Origin of the sequence: Komagataeibacter diospyri (assembly GCF_006538165.1) — a bacterium.
GTDB classification, from domain to species: Bacteria; Pseudomonadota; Alphaproteobacteria; order Acetobacterales; family Acetobacteraceae; genus Komagataeibacter; species Komagataeibacter diospyri.
The window spans coordinates 20927-35309 of the sequence record NZ_BDLU01000006.1; the positions used below are offsets into that span (position 1 = coordinate 20927).

Consider the following 14383-nt stretch of genomic DNA (forward strand, 5'->3'; position numbering starts at 1 on the left):
GATGAAAAACACCCGGCTCATTTACTGACTGGACGTGTCACGGTTTAATTCCGGACTACGGATGATCTGTTAAGCGGCGTTGCTCTCATAATCCAGAGGGCTTTTCCATTATAGTGCGGAACGCCGCCTCTGCGGATTGCAAAAAATCGTTGATATGGCATGTGATGGTCTGCACGACCTTCTGACGCGTCATCCGTGCCTGCCGCCACAGGAGTTCAGCCTTCAGGGCCTTGAAGAAGCCCTCCGTGACAGCATTGTTCCAGCAGTTTCCTTTTCTGCTCATGGATACGATAAAACCATGAGCAGAAAGGAGCCGACGATAATTCTCTGAACAATACTGACTGCCACGATCGTCATGATGCACACCCTTCTGTAGGTGACGTAAGGCAATGGCTTGTTTCAACGCTGTGACAGCAGGATTCGCGTCATACGGACATTGAGGTTCCATCCGATAATCCCCGCCGTGAGAACAGATCAGGGACCACAGACAGATAAACCCAGCTTTCACGTGTCCAGATGTATGTGATGTCTGCTGTCCATTTCTGGCTGACGGCTGTTGCCGAGAAATCCTGTCCCAGCAGGTTGGGTTCAGTGGCATGATGGTAAGTACTACTGGTGGTCACTTGCGCTGTCGTGTCCTGACAAAACGAATGTCATTCTCATGCATCAGGCGTCCGCAGCCTTGAGTTCCTCTGTTATTCGTGTGAGCAACTCGGCCAGTAGACCATCGAAATCGTCAGGCGCTCCGACAGGGCGGTGGGTTTTGTTGTCCTGCCCAAACGCTGGATCGTGGAACACAGCTTTGCCTGGCCTGGTCGTAGCCGTCGCCTCAGCAGAAAGGTCGAGGCGACAGTTTCATCTTCACATGCCTGGCTGATTATCGCCCATATCCGCAGAGTTGTGCGGAAAATCGCTCAGGTCGCTTTTTGAATCAGGCTCTAAAAGGCAGAGATGATCGTGCTGTCGGACATAATGTATTCTGCAATACCTGCCTATACTGGCAATGGGGAACAGAAAATCCTAAATAAACGGTAACTGATCTGGCAGTTGAATCGATAATCATAACTTTTTCCACTGCTACAGATCATATCAGTATCACATCGCAAGAAATTCTTACTTGTTATTGGTGACCGCCCGATAGATGGTGGCCTTATGCACGCCAAAACGGGCCGCGACTTCTGAAATGGAGATGTTCTCGTCCCGGACAAGCTTCTGGATCGTCGCAATCTGCTCAGCGCTGAGCTTGGCAGGCCGACCAAGATGCACACCCCGTTCCTTGGCCCGTTTCCTGCCTGTTTCCGTAAGGTTCCGGCTTAATGCGCGCTCGAATTCGGCAATGCCGGCAAAAACACCAAGAATCATCTGTCCATAGGGAACGGTGGTATCGGCCCAGGGTTCACACAGGGAACGCAGCCCTGCCCCCTTTTCACGCAGTCGATCGGCCACCTCCAGCAGGTGGGGCGTTGACCAGGCAAGACGGTCCAGAGAATAGACAATCAAAGTATCGTCAGAAGAAAGTTCCGTCAGGATGCGACCCAGAACGGGCCAGTCCCTGCTCATCGTAGGAACTTTTTCCTCATATATTTTTTTACAACCCGCCTTTCGGAGCGCTTCTACCTGATGGAGAAGCGTCTGTTCTTCCGCATTTTCGCGCGCGTACCCGATCAGCATCATATTATTCGTTTATATTGGCACATCAGTCTTATTTTATAGACGATTGTATAAACGCATAGCCAGAATTTTTTTTGTTTTCAAATAACGGGTCTTATGCAACAATAAATTCCGTTATCTCCTCATCACCTCCACCACCATGCGGTTTCACATCGGGCAGAAAGGCCACGCCACAAATATTTCATATTTTGGCCCAATAGCCAGCGGTCAGAAAAACCGGAACTTCCTTGCTGGTGCGAGTATTTTTGAGACAGGCGATACATATGAAAATGGTAACGGATAACGGTCACTCCCTTGTGGTCAGCACAGACGAGACCGCAGTCAGAGACGGCTTTTTCATCTGGGGAAACGTGATCGAAATTGTAAAAAGATCACTTCCCCTGTCACGCAGGTCGGATCTGTCTTCCTATCGTTTCATAATAGGGCCACGGGCCTGGGTCCGCACGAACCTGATTGATCTGGCCCGGTGGAGCAGTTGGGAATACGTCCTGCAGGGGGGAACGCTGGAAATCGACAGTTTTGGCCCCCTTCAGGTGCTGTGGCTGCACCTGATTATTGATCAGGCGGGGGGAGAAATCATTTTCGGACCCAAGCATTCCGAAGCCGGACTTATCCTGATCGACATTACATTTGGCAGCCTGGACCGCACCGCGTCATTCAGCCTGGTATTCCGCGGCAACGAGACCCTGACGGCATCCTATGATTCCGATACCTGCATCACACTGGTCGGGCTGCTTGCAGGATGCGGGCTTGAACAGGACTGCGCGGCATGGGCGGTCGTGCGTTGTGATGGGGACCCCTATGGACTGTCCCATCCTGAAAACGGGCAGCAGGGGGGAGAAGGGACAGACACGTCCCCGCTTTTTCTCAAACGCTACCGGACACAGACCCCTCAGAACGGCATCGTCATCCATTTACCCACCAGAACACAACAGACAGGCAGGCCAGACTAATGGGCGAACGACAGACCTATCCCATTCCGGACAGACTGCTGGAAAGCATTGATACGGGTATCCTGCTTGTCAGCAATGATAATACAATCATCTTTGCCAATGATAACGCAACCCGTATCTGGGGTGGCCCCACGGCCGGGCTGGCCGGCCGGAAACTCGATATCCTCTTTCCCACCGGGACAGACATCCTGCCCTGTACCTTTGGTGAGAACCTGACACATGTCGCGCTGTGTCCATCCGGCGTATCAGGGGACAAGGTCTGTCGTTCCACTACGGAAAACCGCCGCCATCTGGCCCTGCTGCGGCATGATGGCACGGCGTTCTCCGCCGAACTGTCCGTGGCACGGATCGAGGGAGCCGGACAGCCGGTGTTTGTCATTTCCCTGCGCGACGTGACACGGAATCTGTCCCGGCATGAACAGGACCTTCAGTATGCCACCATTGTGCAACGCAGCGCATGTGGCATCCTGATACTGGACAGCCAGTGCCGCATTACCTACGCCAATGCAGCGGCGGCCCGGTTTTCGGGTATCGGTGCCGAGGGTATGGAAGGGGCTGATTTCTCGGCTTTTCTTTCCGGCCGGCGGGACGATCTTGCAGCATTGCACGCATTCCGCCGTCGCCTGCAGCGCTGTAGGCCCTTTGAACTGGAAATCCATTCCCGCACCGATACGGGTCAGGACGTCTGGCTTCTGGCAACCATAACGCCCTTATGCAGCCCCTATGAGGAACTGCATGAAGTGATCGTGGTGCTGAATGACATTACTGGCAGCGAGCAGATAAAGGCGCTCCAGAAGGACATGATGGGGGCATTGACCAGCAACCTGTCCTTCAACGAAATCCTTGCTCTCATGTGCCGGCAGATTGAACGCATCGCGCCCGATGTCGTAACACAGATCGTGGTTGTGGATGAGGCACGGCGCATGCACCCCGCAGGCAGGGCACGGCTGCCTGCACAGATTGCCGAAGTCTGCGCGGACCTGCAGATTGGCCCCGAGGTCGGGTCATGCGGCACGGCGCTGTTCACAGGCAGGGAAGTGGTCACGCCAGACATTGAAGCCGATCCGAAATGGAAGGGTTTCTGGCAGTTTGTCGTCCCGCATGGCCTCATGGCCTGCTGGTCGGTGCCGATCCTGCTGCGTGATGGCCGGGTAGGAGGCAGCCTGGCTTTCTATTTCCGTGCCAAGCGCGCACCGGGCAGATGGCATCGCCGGATTGCCGATGCCTGCCTGCATCTGTGCGCACTTGCCATCGAGCAGCAACGCTCGCGTGAGGATCTCGCACGGCTTACGCAGTATGACACACTGACGGGCCTGCCCAACCGGACCGGGCTGCGCCACGGTATCAGGCAGCGGGCGGCACGTGCGCGGCATGAAAACCTGCTGGCCCTGATCATTAACCTTGATCAGTTCCGGACCATCAATAACGGATTGGGGCGCCCGGCGGGTGACAGGCTGCTGGCGGTGCTGGCCAGGCGGCTATCCGGTCTCATTTCCACTGATGACCTGCTGGCCCGCAGCGGAGGTGACGAATTCACCCTGATCACGACTGGTGGTGTGGAGCGGGCCACGGCACTGGCCGATGCCGTCATGAAAGCCGTGACGGAGCCGGTCATGATTGACGAGGTTCCTGTCACCATTACGGCCAGTATCGGTATTGCGGATAATAACGGCGGCCTGCAGGAGTCAGAATTACTCATGCAGCAGGCGGAAACGGCCCTGTCACAGGCAAAAAATTCCGACCGAAACTGCTACCGTTTTTTCAGCGAGGAAATGAACCGGCAGGCGGCGGACCAGATCCTGCTGGCCAACGCGCTGAAGGAGGCGATCAGGACAGATCAGCTCTATCTGGTATACCAGCCGCAGGTCCATGCCGCGACTGGCAGGCTGGAAGGGGTGGAAGCCCTGGCCCGATGGACCGACCCTGCCCTGGGCATGATATCACCGGGCCGTTTTATACCCGTGGCGGAAGAAACCGGGCAGATCGAAGCAATCGGACTGTGGTCACTGCGTGCGGCCTGTCGGCAGATGGCCATATGGATGCGGGCAAGAATCGAAATTCCGGTCGTCTCGGTCAATATATCCGCGCTGCATTTCAGAAATCCTGATCTGCCGCGCCTGATTGGTGATATTCTGAATGCAAGCGGTATTCCTCCCCAGCGCCTGACCATCGAACTGACGGAAAGTGCGATGATAGAGAATTATGAGCAGACCCTTGTTGCCGCGCAGGCGATCCGGGCAATGGGTATCGGGCTTTCCATGGATGACTTCGGAACCGGTTTTTCCAGCCTGTCGAACCTGGCAAACCTGCCGCTTAACGAACTCAAGATTGACCGGAGCTTCATGGATGGCTTTGAACCGACGGGCAAGGTTCACTCAGTAGTCACAGCCATCATCCGGATCGGGCGGAGCCTGGGCATGACAGTGGTGGCGGAAGGCGTGGAAACGCAGGCGCAGCTTGACCTGCTCCGGCAGATCAACTGCGACGTGATACAGGGATATTTCTTTTCCAGGCCGCTGGGTGTGCAGGATCTTGAAGCATGGCTGCATGCGCGCCCGGATACCGGGTGCTCACAACCCGGCAGTCAACATGATGCTGCTTGAGACGGGCATGAATAATGGCGTGATGACGACGGGAAGATGCCCCCCGGTTACCAATTCTTTACAATAAAAGCTTTCCTATCGGATTTGGAGCTTTATCTGTTGCAGGACCGGACATGACACGTGCGCACCGCAATCAAGATTTCTCTGCAGGCGAAGATTCCGCCCTGTGGCAGCAGCTATGCGGACAGTCGGCCGCGGATGATCCCATTACGCAGATGCTTGTGGCAAGCGGTCTACCCGTAATGCATGGCATCACCCTGCCACTTGGAACAGATGAAAGTGTGGAGATCGATCACATATTTGCTAGCGCGGACGGACTGCATACCTTACATACGAAGCATTATATTGCGTGGCTCAATGCGCCTGCTTCCGAAAAAGAAATACGGCCGCAGGGCGGGACGGGAAATTTTGCCTATAATGATGATTTCCTGCAAAGTTTCCTGAAACTGGCAGAAGCTGTCAGCACCACCATAAATGACCCATTACCGCCAGAGGACGGGACCTGCGTTCCCGTGACGGGCCATTTCCTGCTTCCTTACAAGGTGCCACTGATGGCCCCCCTGCAGAATCATGCCCTTTTTGTCCCGGAACTGGAAAGCATGTTGAATAGCCAGGCCAGCAGGGGCACCATTCCTGTCGAATATGGCAAGGCTTGGTGCCATCTTGGGACAGTACATCATAAATACGCAATCGCATCTTCACAGATACAGAATCGAAGTCCCTTCTGAATTTTCCTTGCCTTTGACCAGATCGGACTTCCTGTGGACATCACAACACCCTGCATTACTCGAAAAGACTATTATTAGGATAGCAGATGTCGTTTGTACCCCTGTTAGAAGAAATGGACCTGCCCGACTCTCCCCTGCTGAACAATCTTGCACAGGAGTTCTCGACGGCCAGACCATTTCCGCACCTGGTCATGGACAGGATGTTCAGTCATGCCCTGCTGAACGAAGCGTTGCAGGCATTTAATCTCGATCATGTAAATAATATAAATGTATTCCAGAATCAGCTTCAGTCAAAGCGTTCGACCAGCACACAATCCGCCATGCCTGCAGAAATACAAAGGTATTTTGATATTGTTAACGGGGCACCGTTCCTCCGGCTACTGACCAGATTGACAGGAATCACAAATCTTCTTCCCGATCCCTATCTTTATGGGGGGGGCATGCACGAAGTGGCGGGACAGGGGCATTTTCAGGTTCATACCGATTTTCGTCATCACCCCCATACATGTCTGGAAAATCGACTGGCTTTGCTGACTTACCTCAATCATGACTGGAAACCTGAATATGGCGGCCAGCTGGAACTGTGGCAGAACAATCCCTCCCGGCCTGTCAGGAAAATCGTTCCCCAGTTCGGGCGCAGTGTTCTCATGCTCCAGTCGCCTGATTCATGGCACGGGCATCCTCAAGCCGCACAAGCGGGGTACCTGCGGCGCACACTCATTACATATTTTTATACGGCACCAAAAATAAAAACCGACAGGACAGCACAGAACACGATCTATCTGCCCAACAGCAGACAATCGACCATGCAGATAGCAGAAATATTCATACGGAACATACTTCCGCATTTCGTTCTTGATACGGCAAGATGGATACGACGCAGGAAACGTAGACAGAATTGTAAGTAAAATTCTAGAACCTGTTGGGTCTTGATATAATCTGCTGTAGCTGCGGTGAGGATGACGGAGAGAAAGGACGTGGCTGTCTTCTCGTATCGGATTGTGACAGCCTGCCATTCCTTGAGCTTTGCCCTTCGAGACGGACTTCCTCGATCAGAGGCTCCCAGATAGATCAGGCGGCATCATGCTCATTATAAACAGCTATGCAGTGCGTCTCATCATTCAAGGTCTAACGGGTCTAAACATGCTAAATAGCGTGGGGTTTTCAATCCGTTCGCTTTTTCCCTTTCATATTTTTCAAATCGTTTTTTTCACAACATGATTGTTGCGTAATAACAACAATTATGTTTATTATCGTCGATGATTATTTAACCTTTTGATATAATTTCATTTTAAAACAGGGAGGTGAGAATGGATATCGGGTGGAGAAAAATTTTTGCCTCGCACCCGAGAGATGAGAAAGAAACGCTTCAGGAAAATATCCGCAAAAAACTTGTTGCTGCCATTGAAAGTGGCAAGATCCGTTCAGGCACCCGCCTTCCCTCCAGTCGTCAATTGGCGGATGTCCTTGGCATCGCCCGCATAACGGTGGTCATGGCCTACGAACGCCTGATTGATGATGGATATATTGTCAGTCGTTTGCGTAGTGGCATGTATGTGAAAGACGAAGTCAGTCGTCATCTTGTCGAACAGAAAGATGAACAGGCTACGCCCCCTGAAAATCGGGTCAATTGGAACAAGCATATACAATTAAAGGTATCAAACCTTAGGAATATCTCCAAACCCAGGAACTGGCAGGACTACAAATACTGTTTTTTATTTGGACAGCTTGATTCAACCCTCTTCCCGACAAGGGAATGGCGGGAAAGCATGAAAAAAACGGTTAATCTCAGGGGGCTTGGTCTTTGGGCTGGTGACATGATTGATGAAGATGACCCCGATCTTCTCGAACAGATATGTCTGCAGATTCTACCCCGACGCGGGATATGGGCATCGGAACAGGAAATTATCATTACAGTCGGGGCACAGCATGCCCTTTTTATGGCATTGAAGATACTTGTATCATCATCAACTAATTTTGGGATTGAAGATCCTTCCTATACTGACTCACGCAATATGGTCCAGCTTCAGACTTCCCGCATAAAAAATCTGAAAATGGATGATCAGGGGGTCATACCCAATGATGATTTTAGCCAATGTCAGGTTGTACTTCTTACTCCAGGGCACCAGTGTCCGACTACAGCAATCATGTCTCCACAACGCCGTATGGAAATACTTGGGGTCGCCCAAAAGAAAGATATCGTTATTATAGAAGATGACTACGATGCAGATCTGTTTTCAGAAGGACAGGCCGGGTCAGCCTTGAAAAGCATGGATACGCATGGACGTGTCATCCATATCGGTAGCCTGTCTAAAATACTGGCACCAGGCCTGCGGATTGGTTATATCGTAGCGCCGCCTGCCATTATACAGGAACTGCGTGCTCTGCGTCGGCTTATGCTTCGTCATCCCCCGCGTAATAACCAGAAAACCTTGAGTGCATTTATTGCATTAGGACATTACAGATCACATTTAAAGAAAATGGGCGCGCAATTACATGAGCGCGCTATATTAATGGATAAATTGCTACCCCGTTGTCTGCCGAACTATAAAATCATGCGATCTGCCGGTGCATCCAGTTTCTGGATTCAGGGGCCTGATCATCATGACGCCACGAAACTGGCTCAAGAAGCCAGTAAACACGGTGTATTAATCGAGCAGGGCAATATATTTTTTAATAACCCCAAAGCAGGACGATCATGCTTCCGTATGGGTTTTTCGGCTATTCCCTACGAGCGGATAGAAGAAGGCCTGAAAATACTGGGGTCTATCATTCCATCCTGATAAGTCATGAAATTGGATCAGTATGGGATGTTTTTTTATTATGTTGTTTTGTGTATAAAATAAAAATGTTATGTAATAATATAATGTAATAAATCGATTGTAAAAATTTGTTATTAATAATACTTATTGCGGGGGCAGTAAGAATTTTCATATAAAAAACAGGTATGTATTTGACGCAGATTACATTCGATGCACAGCCTGTTTCTGAATATGATAAAATTTTAATTAAATAGAATAAAAAATATCGCAATATAAACGTAAAGATCCGGATAATTACCCGTTTTTAAATCAGTTTTATGCGTGTAATAAAGGATTGGTTCCCTAGAGCAATTCCACTGAACTCTGGCTCAGTAGAATTGCTCTAACTCATTGTTTATCGTACATCTTCACCAATTCGAATGTGTCCATTCAAACTGGATCTGCTCTAGTTTATTTGTGCATTTCTCAAAATAATTAGCCTTTGTAATAATTTTTATTTTGAATGTTAATTAAAAAATCAATGATATCATGCTTTCCGATGAGCTGCTATGCACGAAAGTACACTACTGACAACCAGTAAGAATGCCATCACTTCAAGGGGACGGGGCGTCCTCTGTTCCCACAAAAAGCCATAGAGTAAGGCAAACAGGGTTTCAAACAGGATCATCTGTCCGACCATGGTGAGAGGAAGGAGACGACTCATCCGGTTCCACAGGGCATTGCCGCAGATTGAGGCAAGGAACGCAATCCCGACCGAGACGGAAATAAAACGCTCCCATCCCTGTGCAGTATGATGAATATTGGTCAGCAACCAGGCAACAGGAACAAGCAGCACGGCCTGAGCGCCGGTAACAACACCGGTGAGCAGATTCCATTCATGTCCTGAAATATGATGAAGCCGTCCGAGGCACCGGCTGTTCCACACCACATAGGCGCTCCATGATGCAAGTGCGGCGAAGGCGCAGAACAGTCCGGTTATGGACGATCCTGCAGGTGTTGCCACAAGAATGGCCTGACTGCCGATACACAACATGCCTGCACCGCACAGAATAAGCGATGGAACAAGTTGCTTAAGGGAGACAGCATCTGCCTCACGGCTTCCGACTACGGTTACGATAACTGGAAGGAAGCCAGCAATAAGCGAAGTCAGGGCGATGCCGCCTAGCTGTACAGCCATTGAGAGCAATATATAATAAAGGATATTGCCCAAAAGTGACAGCCAGAACAGGGCCTGCCAGTCCTGTCGTGTCACGGTGCGGGAAAGCACAGGCCAGCGGGGCGCTATTAGTACGCAGGCAATCACGCCATAAGCCAGATAACGACCGACTGCGAGTTGCATAGGCGTGAAGGTTCCTACCAGTTCTGGCGCCAGAAAAACCAGTCCCCACAAGGCCCCTGCCCCAGCACCACATAAAACGCCCAGGGGGATCTGCCGTGGGGGTGCCAGAAGTGTTTTTGTCGCGCTCACTATATTTTCCCCTTCATGGAGCATGACATATTATTACGTTCCTGAATTTTGTAATCCTGATTATGCCGTGAAATGCAACAAAAACGCGTTTATGACGAAACCCGGCTTTCTTCTGCCGATTCCCTTGATGCCCCTGTCCGTCGCGTACAAGCATTCCCGCGGACGGCCATCAGGGGTGCTCGCCACGGGCCATACGACCATCGAACGCCCATAAGACAGGCAGAAGGTCTGCTACCGAATCAATAACGACATGCGCGCCCGCCGCAGTCAACTGGGCGTATGCTGCTGCGCGCTTTGCTGCGAATTCCAGATCTGGCAGGGCTGCCATTTCCTCCGGCGCATAGCCAAAGGCATTGCCGCTCAGCGCCACGCCTACTGTCCATGCGCCTGCGTTGATGCCTTCATCAATCCCTATGGGGGTATCGTCAACCTTTACGGTGGCACGGGTGGGCCAGACGTTCATCTGCGTCAGGGCGTGCCAGACCATGAAGGGGCTTGGTCGTCCTTCTGTTGTTTCCCCCGAACAGACAAGGCTATCGACACTAACCCCCTGTCGCGCGGCAACAGGCAGGATTTCGTTCATGATTTCGCGGGTATAGCCTGTAGTGGACCCGATCTTCAGCCCCCTCTGCCGCAAGGCCGCCAGCACGTCCGCCGCGCCGGGGATGATATCGGCATGCCTGCTGGCGACCGAGACATTTTTGGGCACGAATACGGCATATATCGCATCGATATCCTGCTCGGTTGGGGGGGCGCCATGGCGCTGACGCCACGCCTCATGAATACGCGGCTGCGCCAGCAGGGCGGCAATATGGGGACGTTTCGCCATGCCCATCGGTATCCGCGCTTCCTCAATTGTAATGATCACACCGAATTGCGCGAAAGCCTCGACAAAAACCCCCATCGGGGCGCGTGATCCATAATCGACCAGGGTACCGGCCCAGTCAAAAATGACGGCTCTGAGATGTCTGAATGACTGCATTTTTTTAAATCTCCTGCTTGGAAAACGGGTCAGGCCAACGCGGCGGCATCTCGCGCCGCCAGACTGGCGGCTGACGGCGCGGCATGGGGAATATCCAACGCCGCCAGGGATTCCTTTGCCGCGGCAACTACCCTTTTCATGACATCCGGCCCGAAATGACCGATGCAGCCGATACGGAAACTGTCAACAAGTGTCAGTTTTCCGGGGTAAATGATGAAACCTTTTTCTTTCATCAGGTCATAGAATTTCCTGAAATCAAATAACTCATGTCCGGGCGTAAGAAACGTAACAATAATGGGGGATAACCACTGTTCTCCCAGCAATGTCTCGAAACCCAGCGCCCGCATGCCGGCAACCAGCGTGTCACGGTTGGCGGTATAGCGTTCCAGCCGGGCAGGCTGGCCGCCTTGGGCCATATACAACCGCAATGCTTCAACAAAGGCGGCTACAACATGAGTGGGAGGCGTAAAGCGCCATTGCCCGGTGGTGTTCATGATACGCCACTGCTCATGCAGGTCCAGACTCAGGGAATGGCTACGTCCTTCTGCCTGCTCGAATGCTGTCTTGCGGGCAATGATAAATCCAAAACCCGGCACGCCCTCGATGCATTTATTGGCGGATGAAACCATGGCCTCATACTGCAGGGTTTCGATATCAAGATTAACGGCCCCGAATGCGCTCATGGAATCAATCAGTAACTTGCGACCGTGGGCTGCCGTAACCGCGGCTATTTCCTCTATCGGGTTAAGGATGCCGGAACTTGTTTCGCAGTGCACGACAATGACATGGGTAATGGCTGCATCTTCCGCCAGTATCCGGGCGACTTCGGCTCCGCGCGGTGGACTGAAATCCCCCTTGTCCAGTACGCGGCAGGCGCGCCCCAGATAGCCGAGTGTTTTGACAATACGCTGCCCATAGGCACCATTGACAAGCACCAGCACCTTACTGTCGTGCGGCACAATACTGCCAAGCATGGCTTCGACACAGAAGGTACCGCTTCCCTGCATTGGAATACAGTCATAAACGGTAGTGTTGCCAGCGATTTCCAGCAGGGCACCCCGCAATTCAGCTGTCAGGTCTCGGAATTCCTGATCCCACGATCCCCAGTCCCGCATCATCGCCGCACGGGTCTGGGGCGCGGTTGTAAGGGGGCCGGGGGTCAGGAGATAATGATCGGGTTCCATCAGCAGATCGTCTGGATTACGGGAAGTGTGCTCGATTGTGTCTGACATGTCACCACTCGCCTGATTTGGAATGGACATAACAAAGCGGAGTGATATAGATTTGTAAAATCGATAAAATTAATTCTTGTAACGATTTTACTTATATATCAGTCACGCCAATGCAATATGTCCAACTTCGCGCTTTTCATGCTGTTGCTGAACATGGCAGCTTTTCCCGTGCAGCCAGCGCACTGGGTCTGACACAGCCTGCAATTTCCGATCAGGTGCGTCGTCTGGAGCAGGAATTTGGCGTCACCCTATTCAATAGACGGGGACGTACGGTAAAACTGACCGACCTGGGACGACGTCTGTTGTTGACCACACGGCAGATGTTTATTTATGAGCGCAATGCGCGCCAGTTACTTTCTGCAGAAGGCGCATTGGATGCAGGCAGCCTGCTGATGGTAACAGACGCACCTGATCTGGCAGTTAAAATAATAGCCACTTTCCGCAGACATTACCCCAATGTCATCATTTCACTATCCATTACAAATGCGGAATCCTGTCTGGCCCGTGTGCTGAATAATACGGCGGATATAGCTGTATGCGCTATCTATCCATCGGATTCCCGTATTCGTGGTCAGGAATTACGACGTGAAAAATTGATGGCTGTCGTTCCCAATACCGATGACTTTGATGAACACGGTCTTACTTTTTCAGAATTCGTACAACATGGCCCCATTTTTCGGGAAGTCCAGTCCGTTACGCAACGCCTGCTTTCCAGGGAACTGGGCAAGCGCGGCATCCAGGTTACACCTACCCTTCTGATTGATGGCCGCGAAGGCATGATTGAGGCCGTTGCCCATGGTCTGGGTGTCGCTGCCATATCTCCCAGCGAATTTATAGGAAATGACCGGGTTCGTCTGGTGCCACTTATTGGGGCAGAGGAAGAAATGATCGAATATATTGTCTCCCTCGCAGATCGGCCGCCTTCAAACCTGCTGGATGCACTTCATGCCATTACACTTGAAATGAATGCATCATCTGTTGCTACCCCTATGCCGATAACATCACGGCGAAAGCCACGATGAACAACCGGGATATCATTATATACATCCCGCCCACGGTTTACGCCGCGTATTCGTTAGCAGAACAATATTTGGACCTGACGTCGTATCATAATTTGGGCAGAGTATGACGAATATGCGTGGCAAACTGTTCGGCCGGATCGCTGCTTACAACCTTATCAAACGCAATGGCTATCCCCAACTGCGGTAGATCTGGCAGGCCGACATCGGGCCCCAGTTCCAGCAGGTCAGGCGGCACGGCTGCACGGGTAAGCACGGCTACAGCCTGACCTGACCGGACAACGGCCGTCAGCCCCGCTAAGCTGGCACTGGCATAGGCAATTCGAAATTTCCTGCCATCATGCTCCAAACTCTTCAGGACCGCCTGATGGTCAAACGTATCAACTTCCGTCAGGGCAAGAGGAAGTGGTATGCTATTCCAGACCGGAAAACCTGTCCTGCCCACCCAGACCAGTGGTTCCATACGGATAATATCATGTTTCGTATGCGGGTTGACAATGGATACAAGAGCCAGATCCAGCTGTTGCTGTTCCAGCATCCTGTTCAGTCTTTGCGTTGACCCACAAACGATTTCAATAAGCACATCCGGATGAACGCTGGTAAAGCTGCCGACCAGGCCCGGCAGGAAAGCGGCTGCATAATCGTCAGGACAACCAAAACGTACGCTACCGGTCAGGCCCCGCCCTGTTAAATCAGCCAATGCACGGTCATGCGCACGTAAAATATCACGCGCGTGTGTCAGCAGGCGAAGTCCATGGGCGGTCAATGTTACACCACGCCCACCCCGGTTAAGCAGGCAACGACCCGTCAGATCTTCCAGTCGTTTGACGTGCATGCTCAGGGCGGACTGGGTTTTAGCCAGTTGCAGGGCGGCCCGGCTGAGCGATCCGGTATCGGATATGACGGTAAAGGACCGCAATAGATCAATTTCCAGATTATACGGCACGATATCAAATTTCTTTATA

General features: G+C 51.9%; 12 protein-coding genes and 1 pseudogene. 7 read left to right on the top strand and 6 right to left on the bottom strand.

Annotation, left to right across the window (positions count from 1 at the left end):
- Positions 1-85: 85 nt before the first annotated feature.
- The gene (locus MSKU9_RS00840; RefSeq protein ID WP_162515701.1) at positions 86-448 is read right to left on the bottom strand and encodes a DDE-type integrase/transposase/recombinase; all 363 of its coding nucleotides are present in this window, start codon (positions 446-448) and stop codon (positions 86-88) included.
- A gap of 275 nt (positions 449-723) precedes the next feature.
- Here MSKU9_RS00840 and MSKU9_RS00845 point away from each other — a divergent pair.
- Positions 724-930, top strand: a pseudogene (locus MSKU9_RS00845) (transposase); the annotation flags it as partial.
- Positions 931-1113: 183 nt separating this feature from the next.
- Here MSKU9_RS00845 and MSKU9_RS00850 read toward each other — a convergent pair.
- Positions 1114-1674 carry a recombinase family protein gene (locus tag MSKU9_RS00850; protein ID WP_141259472.1) on the bottom strand — a complete coding sequence of 187 codons (561 nt, stop codon included), beginning with the start codon at positions 1672-1674 and terminating at the stop codon, positions 1114-1116.
- Positions 1675-1934: 260 nt separating this feature from the next.
- Here MSKU9_RS00850 and MSKU9_RS00855 point away from each other — a divergent pair, with 260 nt between their 5' ends.
- The 5 genes from MSKU9_RS00855 (at position 1935) to pdxR (ending at position 8738) form a co-directional block, all read left to right on the top strand.
- Positions 1935-2624, top strand: coding sequence for a hypothetical protein (locus MSKU9_RS00855; protein WP_141259473.1), 690 nt, complete (start codon positions 1935-1937; stop codon positions 2622-2624).
- Positions 2624-5227 carry an EAL domain-containing protein gene (locus tag MSKU9_RS00860; RefSeq protein ID WP_141259474.1) on the top strand — a complete coding sequence of 868 codons (2604 nt, stop codon included), beginning with the start codon at positions 2624-2626 and terminating at the stop codon, positions 5225-5227. Before MSKU9_RS00855 ends, MSKU9_RS00860 begins: the two co-directional genes overlap by 1 nt.
- Positions 5228-5340: 113 nt before the next feature.
- Positions 5341-5955, top strand: a complete 615-nt coding sequence (locus MSKU9_RS00865) for an NERD domain-containing protein (protein WP_141259475.1) — start codon at positions 5341-5343, stop codon at positions 5953-5955.
- Between the two features lie 86 nt (positions 5956-6041).
- The gene (locus MSKU9_RS00870; protein WP_141259476.1) at positions 6042-6863 is read left to right on the top strand and encodes a 2OG-Fe(II) oxygenase; all 822 of its coding nucleotides are present in this window, start codon (positions 6042-6044) and stop codon (positions 6861-6863) included.
- A gap of 402 nt (positions 6864-7265) precedes the next feature.
- Complete coding sequence (pdxR, locus tag MSKU9_RS00880; protein WP_141259477.1) at positions 7266-8738, top strand: MocR-like pyridoxine biosynthesis transcription factor PdxR; 1473 nt, start codon at positions 7266-7268, stop codon at positions 8736-8738.
- 505 nt (positions 8739-9243) lie between these two features.
- On the opposite strand, the gene MSKU9_RS00885 is transcribed toward pdxR, so the two are convergent.
- The 3 genes from MSKU9_RS00885 to MSKU9_RS00895 form a co-directional block, all read right to left on the bottom strand.
- Positions 9244-10107, bottom strand: coding sequence for a DMT family transporter (locus MSKU9_RS00885; RefSeq protein WP_456305976.1), 864 nt, complete (start codon positions 10105-10107; stop codon positions 9244-9246).
- Between the two features lie 247 nt (positions 10108-10354).
- Positions 10355-11167, bottom strand: a complete 813-nt coding sequence (gene phnX / locus MSKU9_RS00890; protein WP_141259479.1) for a phosphonoacetaldehyde hydrolase — start codon at positions 11165-11167, stop codon at positions 10355-10357.
- Positions 11168-11196: 29 nt separating this feature from the next.
- Positions 11197-12399, bottom strand: coding sequence for a 2-aminoethylphosphonate--pyruvate transaminase (locus MSKU9_RS00895; RefSeq protein ID WP_141259480.1), 1203 nt, complete (start codon positions 12397-12399; stop codon positions 11197-11199).
- Between the two features lie 110 nt (positions 12400-12509).
- Between MSKU9_RS00895 and MSKU9_RS00900 the strand changes: the two genes are divergently transcribed.
- Positions 12510-13421 (top strand): LysR substrate-binding domain-containing protein, encoded by a 912-nt coding sequence (locus MSKU9_RS00900; RefSeq protein ID WP_141259481.1) that lies wholly within the window; start codon positions 12510-12512, stop codon positions 13419-13421.
- Positions 13422-13506: 85 nt separating this feature from the next.
- Here MSKU9_RS00900 and MSKU9_RS00905 read toward each other — a convergent pair whose 3' ends face one another.
- Positions 13507-14364: a LysR family transcriptional regulator gene (locus MSKU9_RS00905; RefSeq protein WP_141259482.1), complete on the bottom strand. Its 858-nt coding sequence runs from the start codon at positions 14362-14364 to the stop codon at positions 13507-13509.
- Between the last annotated feature and the right edge of the window lie 19 nt (positions 14365-14383).

Bases quoted from the DNA above. Each gene is read 5' to 3' on its own strand.
- MSKU9_RS00840 (WP_162515701.1), bottom strand. From the start codon at position 448: ATGGAACCTCAATGTCCGTATGACGCGAATCCTGCTGTCACAGCGTTG.
- MSKU9_RS00855 (WP_141259473.1), top strand. From the start codon at position 1,935: ATGAAAATGGTAACGGATAACGGTCACTCCCTTGTGGTCAGCACAGAC.
- MSKU9_RS00860 (WP_141259474.1), top strand. From the start codon at position 2,624: ATGGGCGAACGACAGACCTATCCCATTCCGGACAGACTGCTGGAAAGC.
- phnX (WP_141259479.1), bottom strand. From the start codon at position 11,167: ATGCAGTCATTCAGACATCTCAGAGCCGTCATTTTTGACTGGGCCGGT.
- MSKU9_RS00850 (WP_141259472.1), bottom strand. From the start codon at position 1,674: ATGATGCTGATCGGGTACGCGCGCGAAAATGCGGAAGAACAGACGCTT.
- MSKU9_RS00895 (WP_141259480.1), bottom strand. From the start codon at position 12,399: ATGTCAGACACAATCGAGCACACTTCCCGTAATCCAGACGATCTGCTG.
- MSKU9_RS00865 (WP_141259475.1), top strand. From the start codon at position 5,341: ATGACACGTGCGCACCGCAATCAAGATTTCTCTGCAGGCGAAGATTCC.
- pdxR (WP_141259477.1), top strand. From the start codon at position 7,266: ATGGATATCGGGTGGAGAAAAATTTTTGCCTCGCACCCGAGAGATGAG.
- MSKU9_RS00870 (WP_141259476.1), top strand. From the start codon at position 6,042: ATGTCGTTTGTACCCCTGTTAGAAGAAATGGACCTGCCCGACTCTCCC.
- MSKU9_RS00900 (WP_141259481.1), top strand. From the start codon at position 12,510: ATGCAATATGTCCAACTTCGCGCTTTTCATGCTGTTGCTGAACATGGC.